Annotated in this window: 18 protein-coding genes; 8 read left to right on the top strand and 10 right to left on the bottom strand. The window is 71.8% G+C overall.

Annotated elements, in window-relative coordinates; genetic code table 11:
* Window positions 1-43: 43 nt before the first annotated feature.
* The 6 genes from AADR41_RS15470 to AADR41_RS15445 form a co-directional block, all read right to left on the bottom strand.
* On the bottom strand, window positions 44-625 hold the full coding sequence (locus AADR41_RS15470) for a Uma2 family endonuclease (RefSeq protein ID WP_342281961.1): 582 nt from the start codon (window positions 623-625) through the stop codon (window positions 44-46).
* Window positions 626-692: 67 nt separating this feature from the next.
* Window positions 693-1,520, bottom strand: a complete 828-nt coding sequence (locus AADR41_RS15465) for a hypothetical protein (protein WP_446751045.1) — start codon at window positions 1,518-1,520, stop codon at window positions 693-695.
* A 227-nt stretch (window positions 1,521-1,747) separates the two neighbouring features.
* Complete coding sequence (locus AADR41_RS15460) at window positions 1,748-2,632, bottom strand: CPBP family intramembrane glutamic endopeptidase (protein ID WP_342281960.1); 885 nt, start codon at window positions 2,630-2,632, stop codon at window positions 1,748-1,750.
* 118 nt (window positions 2,633-2,750) lie between these two features.
* On the bottom strand, window positions 2,751-3,248 hold the full coding sequence (locus AADR41_RS15455; protein ID WP_342281959.1) for a hypothetical protein: 498 nt from the start codon (window positions 3,246-3,248) through the stop codon (window positions 2,751-2,753).
* A complete protein-coding gene (locus AADR41_RS15450; protein WP_342281974.1) occupies window positions 3,245-4,687 on the bottom strand; it encodes a HAMP domain-containing sensor histidine kinase in 1,443 nt (480 codons plus the stop codon). The genes AADR41_RS15455 and AADR41_RS15450 overlap by 4 nt, the downstream gene beginning before the upstream one ends.
* 116 nt (window positions 4,688-4,803) lie before the next feature.
* The gene (locus AADR41_RS15445) at window positions 4,804-5,499 is read right to left on the bottom strand and encodes a response regulator transcription factor (protein WP_342281958.1); all 696 of its coding nucleotides are present in this window, start codon (window positions 5,497-5,499) and stop codon (window positions 4,804-4,806) included.
* Between the two features lie 135 nt (window positions 5,500-5,634).
* Here AADR41_RS15445 and AADR41_RS15440 point away from each other — a divergent pair, with 135 nt between their 5' ends.
* Genes AADR41_RS15440 through AADR41_RS15425 form a run of 4 tightly spaced genes read left to right on the top strand, consistent with a single transcriptional unit; the run spans window position 5,635 to window position 9,273 of the window.
* Window positions 5,635-6,291 carry a hypothetical protein gene (locus tag AADR41_RS15440; protein WP_342281957.1) on the top strand — a complete coding sequence of 219 codons (657 nt, stop codon included), beginning with the start codon at window positions 5,635-5,637 and terminating at the stop codon, window positions 6,289-6,291.
* Window positions 6,288-7,367, top strand: coding sequence for a peptidoglycan-binding domain-containing protein (locus AADR41_RS15435; RefSeq protein ID WP_342281956.1), 1,080 nt, complete (start codon window positions 6,288-6,290; stop codon window positions 7,365-7,367). Before AADR41_RS15440 ends, AADR41_RS15435 begins: the two co-directional genes overlap by 4 nt.
* Window positions 7,364-8,083: an ABC transporter ATP-binding protein gene (locus AADR41_RS15430; protein WP_342281955.1), complete on the top strand. Its 720-nt coding sequence runs from the start codon at window positions 7,364-7,366 to the stop codon at window positions 8,081-8,083. Before AADR41_RS15435 ends, AADR41_RS15430 begins: the two co-directional genes overlap by 4 nt.
* Window positions 8,080-9,273 (top strand): ABC transporter permease, encoded by a 1,194-nt coding sequence (locus tag AADR41_RS15425; protein WP_342281954.1) that lies wholly within the window; start codon window positions 8,080-8,082, stop codon window positions 9,271-9,273. Before AADR41_RS15430 ends, AADR41_RS15425 begins: the two co-directional genes overlap by 4 nt.
* Window positions 9,274-9,358: 85 nt before the next feature.
* Here AADR41_RS15425 and aspS read toward each other — a convergent pair whose 3' ends face one another.
* The gene (aspS, locus tag AADR41_RS15420) at window positions 9,359-11,176 is read right to left on the bottom strand and encodes an aspartate--tRNA ligase (protein ID WP_266689910.1); all 1,818 of its coding nucleotides are present in this window, start codon (window positions 11,174-11,176) and stop codon (window positions 9,359-9,361) included.
* A gap of 173 nt (window positions 11,177-11,349) precedes the next feature.
* Between aspS and AADR41_RS15415 the strand changes: the two genes are divergently transcribed.
* Window positions 11,350-13,440, top strand: a complete 2,091-nt coding sequence (locus AADR41_RS15415; RefSeq protein ID WP_342281953.1) for an ATP-binding SpoIIE family protein phosphatase — start codon at window positions 11,350-11,352, stop codon at window positions 13,438-13,440.
* Between the two features lie 94 nt (window positions 13,441-13,534).
* Here AADR41_RS15415 and AADR41_RS15410 read toward each other — a convergent pair whose 3' ends face one another.
* From AADR41_RS15410 to AADR41_RS15400, 3 genes are all read right to left on the bottom strand, one after another.
* Window positions 13,535-14,626 (bottom strand): AI-2E family transporter, encoded by a 1,092-nt coding sequence (locus AADR41_RS15410; RefSeq protein ID WP_342281952.1) that lies wholly within the window; start codon window positions 14,624-14,626, stop codon window positions 13,535-13,537.
* 78 nt (window positions 14,627-14,704) lie between these two features.
* The gene (locus tag AADR41_RS15405) at window positions 14,705-15,661 is read right to left on the bottom strand and encodes a pirin family protein (protein ID WP_342281951.1); all 957 of its coding nucleotides are present in this window, start codon (window positions 15,659-15,661) and stop codon (window positions 14,705-14,707) included.
* Window positions 15,662-15,827: 166 nt separating this feature from the next.
* Complete coding sequence (locus tag AADR41_RS15400) at window positions 15,828-16,268, bottom strand: SseB family protein (protein WP_072487501.1); 441 nt, start codon at window positions 16,266-16,268, stop codon at window positions 15,828-15,830.
* A 172-nt stretch (window positions 16,269-16,440) separates the two neighbouring features.
* Here AADR41_RS15400 and AADR41_RS15395 point away from each other — a divergent pair, with 172 nt between their 5' ends.
* The 3 genes from AADR41_RS15395 (at window position 16,441) to AADR41_RS15385 (ending at window position 20,555) form a co-directional block, all read left to right on the top strand.
* Complete coding sequence (locus tag AADR41_RS15395; protein ID WP_342281950.1) at window positions 16,441-18,267, top strand: acyl-CoA dehydrogenase; 1,827 nt, start codon at window positions 16,441-16,443, stop codon at window positions 18,265-18,267.
* A gap of 256 nt (window positions 18,268-18,523) precedes the next feature.
* On the top strand, window positions 18,524-19,195 hold the full coding sequence (locus AADR41_RS15390; RefSeq protein ID WP_342281949.1) for a hypothetical protein: 672 nt from the start codon (window positions 18,524-18,526) through the stop codon (window positions 19,193-19,195).
* Between the two features lie 61 nt (window positions 19,196-19,256).
* Entirely contained in the window at window positions 19,257-20,555 is a 1,299-nt protein-coding gene (locus AADR41_RS15385) for a M18 family aminopeptidase (protein ID WP_342281948.1), read from the top strand.
* The last annotated feature ends 124 nt before the right edge of the window (window positions 20,556-20,679 follow it).

Genomic DNA, 20,679 nt, shown 5'->3' with positions numbered 1-20,679 from the left:
CGCGTTGCCGGTCCCGCCCTTCGCCGTACCGCTGCTCCCGTGGTCAGCGGACCCAGTTCTTCAGCGGCTCGGTGTCCAGTTCGATGCCCACCGGGTCGGGCAGCTCGACGGTCTTGCCGTACGGCACCGTCACCACCTGCTCGTACCGCACCCCGTCGGGCTGCGAATGCACCTTGACCTCGCAGGTGTCACGGTCGATGAGCAGATAGACGGGGATCCCGGTCTCGGCGTAGGCGCGCGGCTTCTCGACCCGGTCCCGGCGGTCGGTGTCCTCGTCGTACGAGGTGACCTCGACGACCATCAGGACACCGTCGGGGCTGGCCCATTCGCCCTGGCCGACGAAGGCGCCGCTGCGAGCGAGCGCCCCATCAGGCCGGGCGTTCCCCCTGCGGTACGTCTCGATGCGCAGTCCCTGTTCGGCGTAGAGCCAGCGGCCGGGATCAGCCTGCATGCACTGCCGGGTGAGCCACTCGATGATTCGCCCGTGATCCCCGTCCGGCACAGCCTTGACCCCCATTTTCCCGTTCACGAATTCCAGACGCAGTGCTTCCTCGGCGCGTATGGCGTGACGGGCAAGGTCCTCGAAGACCTCCTGTGTCAGCACACCCTCGTCAGTCACGGTCATCACTGCCTCCTGGTACGGAAACGGGCTTCCTCCAGCGTACGGGCCCGTCTCTTGGCCCGTATCCGGTTCACTGCTCCAGCGCCTCCGCGTCGCCCATCACGACGACCGGCTTCTTCGCCGGGTCGAGGGTGCTCAGGAGTTCCCGCATCCGGTCCAGGGGGATCGAGACGCAGCCCTGGGTCGGGCCGCCGTGGTCGACGTGGATCCAGATGCCGCCGCCGCGCTCCTGGCCGAGGGGGCGTTCCTGGTCCAGTGGCGTGACGCCGGGGGTCCGGTTGTAGTCGACGGCGACGACGTAGTCGAAGGACCCTTCGAGCTGCTCCCCGTCGAAGCCCTCGCCGCTCACCACGAACGCCGGGTTCCGGTCGTAGGGGAACGCCGTTTCGGGAGGATCGAACAGGCCGCCCGCGTAGGTCAGCCCGTAGACCCCGACCGGGGAGCGGAGATCGCCCTCCCAGTGCTCGTCGGTCCAGCCGTTCAGCGCGTTGTGGGCCGGCCAGCGCGTGGTGACGGGCAGCCAGCCCAGGGCCGGGTTGTCCCGGGCGTAGAGGACCGCGGTGGACAGGCTGGAGTTGTAGGAGTCGCCGGTGACGACGAAGACCTGTTTGGCGGACGCCGGGATCGCGGCCCGGGTCTTCGGCCCCAGCGCGGGGATCTCGCGCGGCCGGACGACCGGCGCGTACGGCCCGGGGGCGGCCCGCCTCCGTACCCCGTCGGCCTGCGGCCCCGCTTCACCGGCGGGGACCTTGGCGGACGCCCGGGCGGCCGGGTTCCCGGTCGCGGTGTCGGAGGTGGTGTCGCCGCACGCGGTGAGCAGCAGCAGCGTGGCGGCACAGGCGCCGGCACGGACGGCGTACGGGGGACGCCGGACGGCCGACGGACGGAACACGGACACGGGAGACTCCTCAGCAGTCGTGGGGGGCGACGGCACACCGGCGAGCTCCCCGTCACGCCTCTTACCGCCGAGCCCAGTTAACGCCGCGTCGGGCGGGCGCGAATCCCTACGGGGGCCATACGGCTGTATCGCCCGCCGGACATGCGCGCCGGTGCGCGCGGAACCGTCCGGTGCGTGTAGCTTCCGGGCCTTGCCTTCCGTGACACTGCCGAAGGGCTGATCGCCGGTCAGGTCCGGGAGCCGGTCACGGCGGCGACGGCCATGGAACCGGCCACGAGCACGGTGATGCCGCCGGTGATCAGGGACACGCGGTCCACGCCGTATCCCGGGGTCGTCGCGGCACAGACGTTGAGCGAGGCGTGGACACAGACCGCGGACAGCACACCGGGCCCGTTGCCCGGACGGAGCAGGACCATGACGACCCGTACGGCGACGGTGGTGGCGAACCAGCCGGCGATCCAGGCCGCGCCGTGATGCGCCTGGACCAGCGGAATCAGATGCCAGGCCCCCCAGAACACCCCCAGCAGGACACCGGTGTTGACCGCTCCCCAGCGCCGGACCATCGGGGCCGTGGCGTATCCGGTCCAGCCCAGCTCCTCCGCCGCGGCGGCGATCAGGAACACCACGGCGAGCACCGGAACCGTGGCGAGCGGCAGGGTCGGGCCGCCGGCATCGGCCCCCGGCCGCCCGGCGAGCAGCCACGCGGTCACCGCGATGGCGGGCATGAGGGCCACCGCGACCGCGTACCGGCCCCTGCGCGGGACACCGGAGCGGCCGGCCACCGGTTTCAGCAGCCGGACGACCCCGGCCCGGCCCTCCCGACGATGGATCAGGGCCCAGGCCACGACACCCGGGCAGACGAACATCAGCGCGCTGACCGGAAGGCCGACGGGCGCCCGGCCGGTGCTGTCGAACCAGGTCGCGAGCGCCCAGAACGGGACGGACGCCACGGTCACCAGGACGAAGAACACCAGCAGCGGCCGCTCACCCGACCATCGCTCCGACGCGGTGTCCGGTGCCGTGCCCGGTGCCGTGCCCGGTGCCGTGCCCGATGCCGTGCCCGGTGCGGTGTCCGACGCCGTGCCCGGTGCAGTGTCCGGTGCGTGTCCCATGGCTCGCTGCCCCCGTCGTCTCGTGCGGAACCGTCGACGCGACCACGACCCTGCCACGCCCGGACCGCCGAATCCTCAGGGATGACCCGGAGCCGGCCCCGGTGTCGGGGGGCGACGCTCACCCGTTGAGGAACTCCGCACACCGGTACGGGCCCAGCACCTCGCCGTCGGAGGGTCGCAGGGTGACCTCGACGTCGTCGGTCCTGACCTTCGGTTCGAGTACGGACTGGGCGCGCGCCAGCGTGCACACCAGCTGGCCCGTGCCCTGGTCGCGCCCCGACCCCGGGTACGAGCCGTCCATGCGCACCGTGACCCGGGTGCCCTCGCCGGTCGCCTCGTAGCCGCCGAGCTGCGGGACGAGAGAGGTGAGCCCGCCACGCTCCTCGACCGGCGGCGGTTCCTCGGCGAGCAGCTTCAGCACCGAGACGAGGTCGCGGATCTCCCTGTCGAGCAGCGGCACCGCGCGCAGCCCGGCGGCGGACGCGTAGTACAGCCGCATGCCGCGCGTCGGCCCGGACGCGGGCTCGCCCGCCTCTATGACCCCGGTCGGCTGGACGCCGCACGCCACGAGGGCGCCCCCGAGCGCGGCGGCCACGATCCCCTGCCGGATCCTCACTCCGTGTCCTTCCCCATGGGTCGTAGCGGCAGCCGCAGCGTGAACACCGCGCCGCCCCGCGGCCCGTCGGCCGCCTCGATCGTGCCGCCGTGCAGCCGGGCGTTCTCCAGCGCGATCGCCGTGCCGAGGCCGCTGCCCTGTCCGGTGTCGTCGGCCGCGCCGCGGGTGCGGGCCGCGTCCGCCTTGTAGAACCGGTCGAAGACCCGCTCCCTGGTCCCCGGCGGCAGCCCGGGGCCGTGGTCGGCGACCTCCAGCGTCACCCACTCCCCGTCCGCCCCGGGGGCCGTCGCGAGCGTCACGGTGACCGGCGGGGCGCCGTGCCGCAGCGCGTTGCCCACCAGGTTCGCGACGATCACGTCGATCCTGCGCCGGTCGACCACCGCCCGCAGCCCCTCGGGCAGCTCGGTCCGCACCCGGTCCGTCCAGCCGCGCAGCGCCAGCGACGCCCGCACGGTGTCGGCGAGATCCGACTCGGCCGCGTTCAGCCGTACCGCCTTCGCGTCGAACCGGGAGATCTCCATCAGGTCCTCGACCAGCCGGGACAGCCGGGCCGTCTCCGCGCCGACGGTACGGGCCGCCCGTGCCGCGTCCGGCGGCAGCTGGTCGGCGTCCTCCTCCAGGACGGTCGCCACCATCGTCATCGCCGCGAGGGGGGTGCGCAGCTCGTGGGACACGTCCGCCACGAAGCGGCGCGCCTTCGCCTCCTGCTCGCGCAGCTCCGTGTCGGAGACCTGGAGCGCGTCGGCGGTCTCGTTGAACGTCCGGGCCAGATCGGCGAGTTCGTCGTGCCCGGAGACGGCGACCCGGCTGCCGAGGTCCCCGGCCGCCAGCTCACGGGTGGCCCGGCCCAGCTTCCGTACCGGACGCAGGACCGTCCCCGCGGCCAGCAGCGCCAGGACCGCGGCCAGCAGCACCACCGGCACCATGCCCGTCCGTACGGAGTCCAGCAGGGCGGCGGTGTCGTCGCGTTCGGCCCGCAGATCGGTGATCGCGAAGACCTCCAGGCCGGAGGTGCGGTGGTCCCCGTCGGCGAACGTGACGGGCGTACCGACGACCAGATAGGGGTCGTCGCGCCACCGCACCCGCTGGAACCGGGCTCCGCCGCCGGTCATCACGGCGGCCCGCAGCTCGGTGGTGATCCGGGTTCTGGTGTCGGCGAGCGAGTCGGAGACGGCGGAGAGGTCCTGGTAGCGGGCGACGACGATGTTCCCGCCGAGCCCCTCCGACACCCGGGCCGCGAACCGGGACAGCGACTGCTGGTCGGGCGGTATGTCGAAGTCGGCGGCGACCGCGGTGACCCGCTCCCGGAGGTCGTTCACGGCGGTGTTCTGGGTGCGCTGGAGAACGGCGGTGCGGGCGTCCCGGTAGGCGAGGGCGGTCGCGGTCACCGCGCTGATGAGCGCGACGACGACGAAGGTGACGACGAGCCGGAGGCGCAGCCCGCCGACGAGCCGCCGGGAGCGCCGTTCCGGGGCGGCGCCGCGCCCGCCTCCGCCGCCGTCCGTACGGCTCGCGGCGGCCTTCTCGGTACGTTTCACAGCGGTCTCGGTACGTTTCACAGTGGTCCGAAGCGGTAGCCGAAGCCCCGCACCGTCTGGACGTACCTCGGCCTGGCCGGTACGTCCTCCAGCTTGGCCCGCAGGCGTCCGACCGCCGCGTCCACCAGCCGGGAGTCGCCCAGGAAGGTGTGGTCCCAGACGGATTCCAGGAGCTGCTCGCGGCTCAGGACCCGGCCCGGGGAGGCCGACAGCTCCAGCAGCAGCCGCAGTTCGGTGGGCGGCAGCGGGACCGGGGTGCCGTGCTTGGTGACGGTCAGTCCGCCGCGGTCGATCACCAGCCCGGCGAGGTCGTCGGCTCCGCCGCGCACCGGCCCGGACGGTTCCGCCCGCCGCAGCGCGGCCCGGATGCGGGCCTCCAGGACGGGGGCGGTGACCGGCTTGACGACGTAGTCGTCGGCGCCCGCCTCCAGACCGGTCACGATGTCCGAGTCGTCGCCGCGTGCGGTCAGCATGATGACGGGCAGGGTCGCCGAGCGGGCGCGGATGCGGCGGCACACCTCGAAGCCGTCCATGCCGGGCAGCATCAGGTCCAGGACGGCCAGTTCCACCCGCGCGCCCCGCTCCCCGGCCAGCAGGGCGAGGGCCTGCTCGCCGGTGGCGGCGGTCTCCACGCCGTACCCGTGCCGGCGCAGCACGAGCTCCATCCCGTCCCGTACGGACGCGTCGTCCTCGATCAGCAACACATGCGGCATGGAGCCGATTATGTGCATGCCCGGACCGCCCGCGTCTGCCCCGGACAGGGCCGGAAGCGCAGGCCGGGGGCATTGTTACGTTCCCATCATGTGGCCATGGAGCGGCCATCATCCGGGGCGGCCAGTGTGCGGCGCATGACCTTTCCCAGGACGAACCCCCGCGGCCCCCGCACCACCGCCCGGCTGCGCGTTGCCGCCCTCGTGGCCCTGCCCGTGCTCGCCCTCGCCGTCGGCTGCGGCGGGGACGACAGTGCCGTCGGCACCAGGAGCGACGCGGTCGCCGACGTGCCGAGGACGCCGACGGCCGGCACCACGAAGGACGCGGGCGGGCCGAGCGCCCCGCCCGCCGGCAAGAGCGCCTTCTACGACGCCCAGCTGAAGTACGTCCAGTGCATGCGCGTCAAGGGCGGCTACAAGGACTTCCCCGACCCCAGGCTCAGCGGCTACCTCGACTGGGACAAGGTCAACGAGATCGGCTCGCAGCCCGGCCGCAACGAGGGCATCAAGGGCGGCAGGAACGGTGCCTGTGTGACCGAGCTGCGGGCCGCCATGGACGCCGAGCCCGAGCGCGACCAGCAGAAGTCCTACGAGTCGATGCTCGCGCACGCCAAGTGCATGCGGGACAACGGCGTCTCCCGGTTCACCAACCCGACCATGAGCGGCGGCAACGCCCAGCCGGGCGGCGACCCGAACCCGGCGTCCCCGTCCATCGACACCGACTCACCCGCGTACAAGAAGGCCCGCAAGGCATGCGAGTCGAAGCTGCTCTACGGTCTGGACGGCATGCAGTGAAGCGCCGCGCCACCCTCCTCGCGCTCGGCGCGCTGACCCTCGCCGCCGCCGTCACCGGGGGCGTCCTGTTCCTCGGCGACGGCGACGACGCGGATGCCTCCGGGCGGGCCGGCGACCTGCCGCCCGCCACCGCGACCGTCGTACGCACCGACCTCGTACGGTCCACGACGGTCGACGGCAGGCTCGACTTCTCGCAGCGCCGCACCGTCAGGTCCGCCGTCGAGGGCACCGTCACGGTGGCCGCCCCCGAGGGCCGGACGGTGGCCATGGGGCAGGCGCTGTACGAGCTGAACGACAAGCCCGTCACCCTGCTCTACGGGCCGGTCCCGATGTTCCGTGAGATGAAGGCGGGCGACCGGGGCAGTGACGTGCTCCAGCTGGAACGCAATCTGCGCGACCTGGGGTACGGCTCGCAGCTGTACGTCGACACGCGGTACGACAAGGACACCGAGGCCGCCGTGAAGCAGTGGCAGAAGTCGCTGAACCGCGAGACCACCGGCCGGGTCGGCCGGGGTGACGTCGTCTTCCAGCCCGACCGGGTCAAGGTGGTCTCCGCCGACGCGGCGCTCGCCGACCAGGTCGGCCCGGACGAGCCGGTCCTGACGATCGCCTCCACCCGGCCCGTCGTACGGGCGGAGCTGGAGCAGAGCGACGGCGCGCTCACCTCGAAGGGCACCGGGGTCGAGGTCACCCTGCCGAGCGGGAAGGCCGTGGCGGGCAAGGTCGCCGGCACGGTGCGCCCCGAGTCGGCCGCCTCCGGGGCCGACGCGGGCGCCGAGGACGGCATCGTCGTCGAGGTCGTCCTGGACGGCGGGGCGAGCGCCGCGGCCGGCGAGGACACCGGGAAGCCGGTGAGCGTGAAGTTCGTCAGCGAGGCGCGCAAGGGGGTCCTCGCGGTGCCCGTCGAGGCGGTCGTCGCGCTGCGCGGCGAGAACGGCGGCTACGGCCTCCAGGTCGTCCGGGGGACCACCTCGCGGATGATCCGGGTGGAGACCGGCATGACCGCCGACGGGCAGATCGAGGTCAGCGGCCCCGAGGTGCGCGAGGGCCTGAAGGTCGGAGCGGCCGCGTCATGACACCGGCCACGGTGATCGAACTGCGGAACGCCACCAAGTCGTACCCCGGTGGCGTCCACGCCCTGCGCGGAGTGAACCTCACCGTCCAGGAGGGCGAACTGCTCGCCGTCGTCGGCCCGTCCGGCTCCGGCAAGTCCACGATGCTCAACATCATGGGCACCCTCGACAAGCCCACCACGGGCACCGTCGAGGTGGCCGGGTACGACGTGTCCGGGCTCTCCGACTCCCGGCTCTCCGCACTGCGCGCCCGCCACATCGGCTTCGTCTTCCAGCACTTCCACCTGGCGGCGGGACGCGACGCGGTGGACAACGTCGCCGACGGACTGCTGTACGCGGGCGTGCCGCTGAAGGAGCGGCGCAGACGTGCCCGGGAGGCGCTGGCCGGGGTCGGGCTGGACCACCGCCGCTCGCACACGCCGAACGAGCTGTCCGGCGGTGAGAAGCAGCGGGTGGCCATCGCCCGCGCCCTGGTGGGCACTCCCCGGCTGCTGCTGGCGGACGAGCCGACCGGGGCGCTGGACACCGCGTCCGGCGAGCTCGTCATGGAGCTGCTGCACGAGCTGAACGCGTCCGGCACCACCGTCTGCGTGATCACCCACGACAACGAGATCGCGGACTCGCTGCCGCGCCGGGTCCGCTTCCGGGACGGCGAGATCGTCTCGGACACGCGCTCCGGGGTGCCCTCAAACCCGCGTACGGAAGGGGCCGGTTCATGAAGAACGACCTCAGACCCGCCCGGCTCTCCCCCACCGACGTCCTCCGCGTCGGCGCGGTCGGCCTGCGCGCCCGTCGCGCGCGCGTGGTGCTCTCGGCGCTCGGCATCGCCATCGGCATCGCGACCATGGTCGCGGTCGTCGGCCTGTCCGAGTCGAGCCGCGCGGATCTGATGGCCCGGCTCGACCGTCTCGGCACCAACCTCCTCACCGCCGAGGCGGGCGAGGACGCCCTGGGGCAGCCGGTCCGGCTGCCGAAGAACGCGGTCGCGATGGTCGAGCGCATCGGCCCGGTGCGGCACGTCACGGCCAGTGCCGACGTCGACGCCCGCATCCGCCGCAGCGATGTGGTCCCCGAGGAGCGCACCGCCGGCGTCACCGCCCAGGCGGCCCGCACCGATCTGCTGTCCACGCTCGGCGGCCGGGTCGCGAAGGGCGTCTGGCTGAGCCCGGCCGGCGAACGCCTCCCGGTGACGGTGCTCGGCGCGGTGGCGGCGGAGCGCCTGGGCATCACCAGCACCGGCGAGACGATCATGATGAACGACACCCGGGTGGTCGTCGTCGGCATCCTCGAACCACTCGAACTGGTCCCCAATCTGGACCGGGTGGCCATGGTCGGATTCCCCGCCGCCGAGCGCCACTTCGGCTTCGACGGCCACCCGACCACCGTCTTCGAACGCTCCACGGACGCCTCGGTCGAGGACGTACGGGCAGTCCTGGCCCGCACCATCAGCCCCGGCGACGAGGCCGGCATCAAGGTCTCCCGGCCCTCGGACGCGCTGGCCGCGAAGGCCGCCACCGACGAGGGCCTGACCAGTCTGATGCTCGGCCTGGGCGCGGTGGCCCTGCTGGTCGGCGGGGTGGGGGTCGCCAACACCATGGTCATCTCCGTCCTGGAGCGCCGCCAGGAGATCGGGCTGCGCCGCTCGCTGGGCGCGACCCGGGGTGCGATCCGGCTCCAGTTCCTGACCGAGTCGCTGCTGCTGTCGGCGCTGGGCGGGGCGACGGGCGCGCTGCTGGGCGCGGCGGCGACGTACGGCTTCGCACAGGTCCAGGGGTGGACCGCGGTGGTCCCGCCCTGGTCGCTGGCGGGCGGCCTGGCCGCCACCCTCCTGATCGGCGTGGTCGCGGGCCTCTATCCGGCGATCCGCGCCTCCCGGCTGCATCCGACGGTGGCCCTGAACGCGACCTGAGGCAGCCTGCCGCGAACATGAGACATCCCCCGGCCGACCCCGGCCGGGGGATGTTTCACGTGGAACCGAAGCGGGACCGTGGCGGCTACTTCGCGCCGGTGTCCCTCGCCACGGAGTCCGTGGCGTCCGCCTTCTCCTTCACCGTCGCCGCCGGCTTGCGGAGCTGGATGTTCAGCTCGCGCAGCCGGGTCTCGTCCAGCTCCGTCGGGGCGCCCATCATCAGGTCCTGGGCGTTGCCGTTGAGCGGGAAGGCGATCGTCTCGCGGATGTTGGGCTCGTCGGCCAGCAGCATCACGATGCGGTCGACGCCCGGGGCGATGCCGCCGTGCGGCGGGGCGCCGAGACGGAAGGCGCGCAGCATGCCCGCGAACTCGTGCTCGACGGTCTCGCGGTCGTAACCGGCGATCTCGAAGGCCTTGAGCATCAGCTCGGGCTCGTGGTTGCGGATGGCGCCGGAGGACAGCTCGATGCCGTTGCAGACGATGTCGTACTGCCAGGCGAGGATGTCCAGCGGGTCCTTCTCCTCCAGGTCCTTCAGGCCGCCCTGGGGCATCGAGAAGGGGTTGTGGGAGAAGTCGATCTTGCCGGTGTCCTCGTCCTTCTCGTACATCGGGAAGTCGACGATCCAGCAGAACCGGAAGACGCCCTCCTCGAAGTGGCCGGCCCGCTTGGCGGCCTCGACGCGGACGACGGACATGATCTTGGAGACCTCGTCGAACTCGCCGGCGCCGAAGAAGACCGCGTGGCCCGGCACGAGGGAGAGCCGCTCGGTGAGCGTCTTGATGTCGGTCTCGGTGAGGAACTTGGCGATCGGTCCCGCCAGGGTGCCGTCCTCGCCGACCCGGACCCAGGCCAGGCCCTTGGCGCCGTGCTGGACGGCGTAGTCGCCGAGGCCGTCGAAGAACTTCCGGGACTGACCGGCGGTGTCCGGGACCGGGAGGGCGCGGACGTGCTTGCCGGCGAACGCCTTGAACTCCGAGTCGGCGAAGACGTCGGAGATGTCGACCAGTTCCAGCTTGGCCCGCAGGTCGGGCTTGTCGTTGCCGTACTTCAGCATCGACTCGCGGAACGGGATGCGCGGGAACGGCGAGGTGACGTGGCGGCCGTTGCCGAACTCCTCGAAGAGCTCGGTCATCAGCTTCTCGATCGGCCGGAAGACGTCCTCCTGCTCGACGAACGACATCTCGACGTCGAGCTGGTAGAACTCGCCGGGCGAACGGTCCGCGCGGGCGTCCTCGTCGCGGAAGCACGGCGCGATCTGGAAGTAGCGGTCGAAGCCGGAGATCATCAGCAGCTGCTTGAACTGCTGCGGGGCCTGCGGCAGGGCGTAGAACTTGCCCGGGTTCAGACGCGACGGGACGACGAAGTCACGGGCGCCCTCGGGAGAGGTCGCGGTGAGGATCGGGGTCGCCATCTCGTTGAAGCCGAGGGCCACCATCTTGGCGCGGATCGAGGCGATGACCGCCGAGCGCAGCATGATGTTGCGGTGCATGCGCTCGCGGCGCAGGTCGAGGAAGCGGTACTCCAGGCGCCGCTCCTCGTTGACCCCGTCCTCGGTGTTGATCGTGAAGGGCAGCGGGGCGGCCTCGCCCAGCACCTCGACCTCGGTGACCTCGATCTCGATCTCGCCGGTCGGGAGCTCCGGGTTGACGTTGTCGGCGCCGCGCGCGGAGACCTTGCCGTCGATCCGTACGACGGTCTCCTTGGTGAGCTTCGCCAGCGCCTCGTTGCCGGGGGTGCCGGGGCGGGCGACGAGCTGCACCAGACCGTAGTGGTCGCGCAGATCGATGAAGAGGATGCCGCCCAGGTCTCGGCGATTGTGCAGCCAGCCGCTCAGCCGGACGTCGGTGCCGACGTCAGAGGCGCGGAGCTCGCCGCAGGTGTGGGACCTGTACCGATGCATCGTCGTTCATCCAGTCTTCGCGGTTCGGGGTGGATTCAGCCTCCCCAGGCTACCGCCCGCACCCGCACCGAATCATTGACATTGACATCTCAAGATCATCCGGGGCCCTCCGAGCGGCGGGAGAGCCCGTTCCTCGGTGGCGTTCACGGAGCATGTCTTCTTAAAGTGGGGCAATGCGCACCGAGGACGTCCTGGCCGCGACCGCGACCGGTCTGTGGCGCTGGGACAACGGATCCGGGACCTTCACGCTCGATGCGGAGGCGGCCCGGCTCCTGGAGCTGCCCGCGGGGGGCGGTGTCTTCCGCGAGTCCGCGGTGCGTTCCCGCTTCCACCCCGTCGACTGGAACGAGATCTACGGGGTGGTGAACCTCGCGCTCACCGAGGGCACCCTCGCCGAGGCCCGGCTGCGGATCGTGGACGGGACGGGCCGGGTGCTGCGCACCGTGCGCAGCCGCTCCAAGCCGTTGCCGCCCGGGCGGCCGGGCGCAGCGGGCCACGTACTGCTCGGCACCCTCCAGGAGGTCGCCGAGCCGCATCCGGGCACCAACGGGGCGCCCGCGACCGTCACCGGCGACTGGCGCCGCTCCCGCGAGGCGTTCCTGCTGGACGCGGGCCGGGCGCTGGCCGAGGCCCGGTCGACCGAGGAGGTGCTGCGGGTCGCCGCCTCGCTCTCCATGCCGGGGTTCTCGCCGGACGGCCTGGCGGTCTTCGGCATCGCGGGCGAGCGGCTGACGATCATCGGGCACCACGGGCACAGCGTGGGCGACGAGGACCCGTTCACCGACATGCCGCTGGAGACCGACTACCCGGCCGCCGAGGTGGTGCGGACGGGGCGGGCGATCTATCTGCCCTCGCCCGAGGACTACAGCCGCCGCTACCCGGTCACCTGGCCACTCGCCAGCCGGTTCGGGCGGCGCTCCTGGGCCTTCCTGCCGCTGATCGTCGCGGGGCGCACCATGGGCGCCTGGATGGCGGGCTTCAAGTACCCGGTGTCCTTCACACCGGACGAGCGGTCCGTGCTGACGACCGTGGCCCGGATGCTGGCGCAGGCGCTGACCCGGGCCGGGGTCGCCGAGACCGAGCGGGAGTTGTCGCTGGGGCTCCAGCGCTCGATGATGCCGACCCTGGGCCCCGACATCCCGGGGATGTCGGTCGCCGCCCGCTACATCCCGACCGGCGGCGGCCTCCAGGTCGGCGGCGACTGGTACGACATGATCCCGCTCCCCAACGGCCGGATCGCCCTGGTCATCGGTGACGTCCAGGGCCACGACGTGCGGGCCGCCGGGCTGATGGGGCAGCTGCGGATCGCCCTGCGCGCCTACGCCGCCGAGGGCCACCGCCCGGACGCGGTGCTCTCCCGGGCGTCCCGCTTCCTCTCCGGGCTCACGGACGCGTACGAGGACGGCGAGGAGACCGGACCGCGCTTCGCCACCTGTCTGTACGCGGAGACCGACCCGGAGACCGGCACGCTCGACATCGCACGGGCCGGCCACCCCGACCCCGTGGTGATCACCGCCGACGGGACGGCGATGATCCACCAGACCGAGGGCGGAATGCCGCTCGGGGTCGAGACGGACGCCGACTATCCGACGAGCCGGCTCACCCTGGAGCCGGGTGAAACGATCATGCTCTGCACGGACGGGCTGATCGAGACCGGCGGCCACGACTTGTTCTCCGGCTGGGACCGGCTGCGGCCGGTCCTGGAGCAGCAGACCGCCGACCTGGAGAAGCTCGCCGACTCCCTCGTGCAGGCCGTGCACGGACCGACGTCGCACTACACGACGGGCCCGCTGGCGGACCGCCGCGAGGACGACATCGCGCTGCTGCTGCTCCGGTGCGACGGAGGGACGCGTCGGCGGCCGGCGCCCCGGCGCACCGCGCTGACCATCGCGCAGGCCGAGCCGGAGCGGATCGCGGCGGCCCGGCAGCAGATGCGGGACCTGCTGCACGACTGGGCGGATCCGGAGCAGGTCGACGCGGCGGTGCTGATGATCTCCGAGATGGCCACCAACGTCCTCGTCCACACGGACGGGGACGCGCTGATGCTCGCTCAGGCGACGGGGGAGCACGGCGAGCGGCGGCTGCGCGTGGAGGTGTCGGACGGCAGCGACGAACTCCCGCACAAGCGGCGCCCGGGGGAGATGGCCTCCAGCGGGCGCGGGCTGGTGCTGATGGAGATGCTCGCCGACGCGTGGGGGGTGGACCCGCGCGGGGCGGGGAAGTCAATCTGGTTCGAGCTGTACGAGTCGGGGCCGGAGAGCTGAACCAGGCGCCCTCCGAAGCCGTGGAGCCGAACCGGACACCCTCCGAGGCCGGAGAACTGGATCCAGACACCCTCCGAGGCCGGAGAGCCGAATGTCAGGCCGGGGCCGGGCCCGGACGCGGCCCTTCCCCGGGCGCCGGCCCCGGCCCCGGCCGGTCCCCGCGCAGTTCGCCCAGGACGCCGAAGGCCGCCGCGCAGACCGGCACCGCGAGCAGCATGCCCAGCAGGCCCGCCACGCTGGCGCCGGCGGTCAGCGCGATCATGATCATGGCGGGGTGCATCTGCACCGTCCGGCTCTGGATCACCGGCTGCAGCACGTGCCCCTCCAGCACCTGCACCGCCAGTACCACCCCCAGCGCCCAGAGCGCGATCACGAACCCCCGGTCGGCGAGCGCCACCAGGACCGCGACCGCGCCCGAGATGAACGCCCCGAGGTAGGGGATGTAGGCCCCGACGAAGACCAGCGCCCCGAGCCCCACCGCGCCGGGGACGCGCAGGATCAGCAGGCCGACGGTGATGCAGACGGCGTCGATCAGCGCGATGAACGTGGTGCCGCGCATGAAGCCCTCGACTGCCTCGAAGGCCCGCCGCCCCATCGCCTCGACCAGGTCCCCGGTACCGCGCGGGGCGATCGAGTGGGCGAGGCCCGCGGCCCGGTCGGAGTCACGCAGGAAGAAGAAGGTCAGCAGGAGCGCGAGGACGCTGGTGGCGATGAGCGAGCCGATCAGGCTGAGCCCGGACAGGAGCCCGCCCGCGGCGCTCGCGCCGAACTTCTCGACGAGCTTCTGGGCGTTGGCCACCAGGTCGTCCACGCTGGTGTTCCTGCCGATCCCGAAGTGGTCGACGATCCACTGGGCCACGTCCTTCAGCGAGCGGACGATCTGGTCGCCGGTGTCGACGAGCGCGGTGACGACGATGTACCCGGCGCCGCCGACCACCGCGACGAGCAGCACACAGGTGAGCCCTGCGGCGAGCGAGCGCTTCAGCCCCCGGGCGATCAGCCAGCGGTGCACCGGCCCGAGCAGCGCCGTACCGAGCAGCGCGAGCAGTACGGGAGTGACCGCGGTCTTGAGCGCGATGCACAGCCAGATGGCGACCGCGGCCACCCCGGTGACGAGGAGGACCACGCCGCACCAGGCGGCGGCACGGCGCGCGCCGTCGGGCAGGAGGGGCTTGTCGGTCTGCACCCTCCCACCCGATCACGGCGCGGGGGCCGTGTCCCGCCTGCGGATCCGTACGGGTGACGGTCCGTCAAGCGGCGGCGGTCACATCCCGTGGACCGCGGGCACGGTGCCGAGGCGGCCGGCCTGGAAGTCCTCGAAGGCCTGCTTCAGTTCGGCCTGGCTGTTCATCACGAACGGCCCGTAGTGCGCCATCGGCTCCCGGATCGGGCGGCCGCCGAGCAGCACGACCTCCAGGTCCGGGGTGTTGCCGTCCTGCTTCTCGTCCGCGCGGACGGTCAGCGAGGAACCGGCGCCGAAGACCGCGGTCTGCCCCATGTGGACGGGGCGGCGCTCCGCACCGGCACTGCCGCGGCCGGCCAGCACGTACGCGAGTCCGTTGAAGTCCTCGCGCCACGGCAGGGTCACCTCGGCGCCGGGGCGCACGGTGGCGTGGATCATCGTGATCGGCGTGTGCGTGATGCCGGGGCCCTGGTGCCCGTCGAGCTCACCGGCGATGACGCGGAGCAGCGCGCCGCCGTCCGGGGAGGCGAGGAGCTGGACCTGGCCGCCGCGGATGTCCTGGTAGCGGGGGTCCATCATCTTGTCGGCCTTGGGCAGGTTCACCCAGAGCTGGAGGCCGTGGAAGAGGCCGCCCGACATCACCAGGGACTCCGGCGGGGCCTCGATGTGCAGCAGCCCGGAACCGGCGGTCATCCACTGGGTGTCGCCGTTCTGGATGGTGCCGCCACCGCCGTTGGAGTCCTGGTGGACGAAGGTTCCGTCGATCAGGTACGTGACGGTCTCGAAGCCGCGGTGCGGGTGCCAGGGGGTGCCCTTCGGCTCGCCGGCCGCGTACTCCACCTCGCCCATCTGGTCCATCATGATGAACGGGTCGAGGTGCTTGTAGTTGATCCCGGCGAACGCACGGCGCACCGGGAAGCCCTCGCCCTCGAATCCGCTCGGCGCCGTGGTGACGGCGAGCACGGGGCGGGCCGCCGCGTCGCCGGATGCGGCGACCTTGGGCAGGGTGAGCGGGTTTTCGACAGTCACTGCGGGCATGGGAGCCACCTCCGGGATCGTCCTGGCTTCAATTTAGTTGAATGGTGAACATCCTGCAAGGCGCACTTCATTCCCCCCGCGTTTCCCACCCGTCCGGAGCAGCGGAAGAGGGCAGCACAAAGGGCCCGCACCGAGCGGTGCGAGCCCTTCCCGAACGATTCCGGCGTCAGCCGTACATGCGGCGCATCGCGAAGTCGACCATCTGCTCCACGGCCTTCGCGTCGAAGACCATGCGGTGCTCGCCCTCCATGTCGAGGACGAATCCGTAGCCGGTCGGCAGCAGGTCGATCACCTCGGCCCCGGTGATCACGAAGTACTTGGACTCCTTGCCCGCGTACAGCCGCAGCTCCTTGAGCGTGGTGAACATCGGGATCACCGGCTGCTGGGTGTTGTGCAGCGCCAGGAAGCCGGGGTTGTCACCGCGCGGGCAGTAGACCTTCGACGTCGCGAAGATCTGCTGGAAGTCCTCGGCGGACAGCGAGCCGGTGGTGAAGGCCCGTACCGCGTCACCCAGGGACGGCGGCGAGGGCTCGGGATACAGCGGCTGCTCGCCGTAGCCGCCACCCATCTGCTGCTGTGCACCCGGGTTCTGGTCGTAGCCGTACATACCGCAAAGAGTAATCGGACACATCCGGGCCTTGAGGGGTTGCGTCTTATTACTGACGGGTAGCATCATCGTAGAGGTCAGCTGATATACGCACCGCCAGCTCGTCGCCCACCCGGCCCACACCCCATCCCCGGGGCGTTGCGCGCCACTGCTATTGATTACGGAGCCTTCCATGGGGCACTACAAGTCGAATCTCCGCGACATCGAGTTCAACCTCTTCGAGGTCCTCGGGCGCGACAAGACGTACGGCACCGGCCCGTTCGCCGAGATGGACGTCGAGACGGCGAAGAGCATCCTCAACGAGGTCAACCGCCTCGCGGAGAACGAGCTGGCCGACTCCTACGCGGACGCCGACCGCAATCCGCCGGTCTTCGACCCGGAGACCAACACCGCGCCGGTCCCGGCGACCTTCAAGAAGTCGTACCAGGCGTTCATGGACTCCGAGTACTGGCGTCTGGGCCTGCCCGAGGAGATCGGCGGCACCACCTCGCCGCGCTCCCTGATCTGGGGCTACGCGGAGCTGCTGCTCGGCGCGAACCCGGCCGTGTGGATGTACTCCTCCGGCCCGGCGTTCGCCGGCATCCTCTTCGAGGAGGGCAACGAGGCGCAGAAGAAGATCGCCGAGATCGCCGTCGAGAAGCAGTGGGGCTCGACGATGGTGCTGACCGAGCCGGACGCCGGTTCGGACGTCGGCGCGGGCCGTACGAAGGCCGTCGAGCAGGAGGACGGCTCCTGGCACATCGAGGGTGTGAAGCGCTTCATCACCTCGGGCGAGCACGACATGTCCGAGAACATCCTCCACTACGTGCTGGCCCGCCCCGAGGGCGCCGGCCCCGGCACGAAGGGCCTCTCGCTCTTCATGGTCCCGAAGTTCCACTTCGACTGGACCACCGGCGAGCTGGGCGAGCGCAACGGCGTGTACGCGACCAACGTCGAGCACAAGATGGGCCTCAAGGCCTCCAACACCTGCGAGATGACCTTCGGCGACCAGCACCCCGCCAAGGGCTGGCTGATCGGCGACAAGCACGACGGCATCCGCCAGATGTTCCGCATCATCGAGTTCGCCCGCATGATGGTCGGCACGAAGGCCATCGCCACCCTGTCGACCGGCTACCTGAACGCGCTGGAGTACGCCAAGGAGCGCGTCCAGGGCACCGACCTGTCGCAGTTCATGGACAAGACCGCGCCCAAGGTCACCATCACGCACCACCCCGACGTGCGCCGCTCGCTCATGACGCAGAAGGCGTACGCCGAGGGCATGCGCTCCCTGGTGCTGTACACCGCCTCCGTCCAGGACGCGATCCAGGAGAAGGAGGCCGCGGGCGAGGACGCGAAGGCGCTGCACGGCCTCAACGACCTGCTGCTCCCGATCGTGAAGGGCTACGGCTCCGAGAAGTCCTACGAGCAGCTGGCCCAGTCGCTCCAGACCTTCGGCGGCTCCGGGTACCTCCAGGAGTACCCGATCGAGCAGTACATCCGTGACGCCAAGATCGACACGCTGTACGAGGGCACCACGGCGATCCAGGGCCAGGACTTCTTCTTCCGGAAGATCGTCCGCGACCAGGGTGCCTCGCTGAACGCCCTCTCCGAGGAGATCAAGAAGTTCCTCGCCGGCGCCCAGGGCAACGAGGAGCTGGCCGGTGCGCTGGACTCGCTCGCCAAGGCGGCCGTGGACCTGGAGGCGATCGTCGGCACGATGATCACCGACCTCACCGCGACCGGCGAGGACGTCAAGAACATCTACAAGGTGGGTCTCAACACCACCCGCCTGCTGATGGCCTCCGGCGATGTCGTCGTCGGCTACCTGCTGCTCAGGGGCGCGGCCGTCGCGGCGGAGAAGCTGCCGGCCGCAACCGCGAAGGACGTCGCCTTCTACCAGGGCAAGATCGCCGCCGCGAAGTTCTTCGCCGCGAACGTCCTGCCGGGCGTCTCGGCCGAGCGCGCGCTCGCCGAGTCCGTCGACAACTCGCTGATGGAGCTGGACGAGGCCGCGTTCTAGCCGCTCCTGCTTCGAGGCCGTCGATACGCACCGCCACCCGGACACGTCTCCGGGTGGCGGTGCTGTCGTATCGGCCGGGTGCGCCGGCTGCGGGGCTCAGGACCTCGTCCACGGGAAGAACCACGACCGGCTGAAGTTCTCCGTCCCGTACGGCATCGGCCCGACCGCCATCGACCGCCTGTGGACCTGGCCCGCCCCGCCGCACCGGCCTTCTCTAGGATCGGGTGTCCAGCAAGCCGGAGGGGGCGGGTCACTCATGGGTGGCAGGGGTTTCGCGGGTACACGAGCGGGTCAGGGGTTCCTGGCGGCCGGGGCGGCGGCAGTGCTGCTCGGGGGCTGCGGGGGCGGCGACGCCACGGCGGCGGCGCTCGACAAGGGGCAGGTGGCCTCGGTGCTGCCGGACGCGAAAGCCGTACCGGGCTGGCGGAACTACGTGAAGCCGGATGCTCAGAAGCCGGTCCCCGGATACCCGCCGTCGGTCTGCGTGGCAAGGACGAAGGCGCAGCGGAAGACGGCCTGCGACCCGGTCACGTCCTGGGGCGCCTCGGCCTTCGTGCGCAAGGCGGACGCGACGACGCTGAATTTCTGGACCCTCGCCTACGAGGACGAGAAGACCGCCGAGGCCGCGTACGACGTCCTGGCCGAGTGGTACGGCGGGGACCGGGTCGGCGTGGGCGCCGAGCAGGTGGACCTCGGCGGTACGGGCGCCGAGCGCGAGGCCAATCGCGCCGCGGTCGGCACCATGGGCGGACCGGCCACGATCGCACAGATCCGGGTCGGGACGACCGTCCTGGGCGTCAGCACCGGCACCCAGAGCAGATCAGCCGTTGCCGACAAGGAGGTCAAGGCGTTCGCGGCCATGTTCGCCGAGCGGGCGCAGCAGGCCCAGAACGGCGAGAAGCCCTCGGCGACGGTCCCCGGGAGCTGAGCGGACGCCCCCGCGCGACGGCGGTGAAGCCACCCGGTCCGGCCTCGTTACAGTGAGGAACATGAGTTCCTCCCTCCGCTTCGACCGCGGGCACACCGACGATCTGATGGCCTTCCTGATGGCCTCCCCTTCCCCGTACCACGCCGTGGCCACCGCGGCCGCCCGGCTGGAGAAGGCCGGATTCCGGCAGGTCGAGGAGACCGCGGCCTGGGACGGGACCACCGGCGGGAAGTACGTCCTGCGCGGCGGTGCGATCGTGGCCTGGTACGTGCCGGAGGGCGCCTCGGCGCACACCCCGTTCCGGATCGTCGGCGCGCACACCGACTCGCCGAACCTGCGGGTCAAGCCGCTGCCCGACACCGGGTCGTACGGCTGGCGGCAGGTCGCCGTGGAGATCTACGGCGGGACGCTCCTCAACACCTGGCTCGACCGGGACCTCGGTCTCGCGGGCCGGATCTCGCTGCGCGACGGCACGCACCGGCTGGTGAACATCGACCGGCCGCTGCTGCGCGTGCCCCAGCTGGCCGTACACCTGGACCGGTCGGCCAACCCCGACGGTCTCAAGCTCGACCGGCAGAAGCACATGCAGCCGATCTGGGGGCTCGGGGACGTCGAGGAGGGCGACCTGATCCGGTTCGTCGCCGAGGAGGCGGGCGTCGACGCCGAGGACGTGACCGGCTGGGACCTGATGCCGCACGCCGTCGAGCCGCCCGCCTACCTGGGCCGGGACCGCGAGCTGCTGGCCGGGCCCCGGATGGACAACCTGCTCTCCGTGCACGCGGCGACCGCCGCGCTCGCCGCCGTCGCCGGACAGCCGGACGCCGAGCTTCCGTACATCCCCGTCATGGCCGCCTTCGACCACGAGGAGAACGGCTCGCAGTCCGACACCGGCGCCGACGGGCCGCTGCTCGGCACGGTCCTGGAGCGCTCCGTCTTCGCCCGCGGCGGCACGTACGAGGACCGCGCGCGGGCCTTCGCCGGGACCGTCTGCCTCTCCTCCGACACCGGTCACGCGGTCCACCCCAACTACGCCGAGCGCCACGACCCGACCCACCACCCGGTGGCCAACGGCGGACCGATCCTCAAGGTCAACGTCAATATGCGGTACGCGACCGACGGCAGCGGCCGGGCCGTGTTCGCGGAGGCCTGCCGCAAGGCGGACGTGCCGTGGCAGACCTTCGTCTCCAACAACTCGATGCCGTGCGGCACCACGATCGGCCCGATCACCGCCGCCCGGCACGGCATCCAGACCGTGGACATCGGCGTCGCGATCCTGTCGATGCACAGCGCCCGTGAGCTGTGCGGGGCGGACGATCCGTATCTGCTGGCCAACGCGCTGGCGTCGTTCCTGGCGGGCTGAGCCGGGCCGCCGCGAGGCCGTCGGCGGGCCGGTGCGCGAGACGCTCCGGCCCGTCGGTCCGCCGCCGCGCAGCGCCCGTCGCGGGCGCACCCCGCCGATCGGGCACGACCCGTCGTCGGCTCCC

Origin of the sequence: Streptomyces sp. CLV115, from assembly GCF_038448545.1 — a bacterium.
In the GTDB taxonomy this organism is placed as follows: domain Bacteria; phylum Actinomycetota; class Actinomycetes; order Streptomycetales; family Streptomycetaceae; genus Streptomyces; species Streptomyces sanglieri.
The sequence above is the reverse complement of the archived record's forward strand: the minus strand, read 5'-3'. Positions and strand labels throughout refer to the sequence as shown.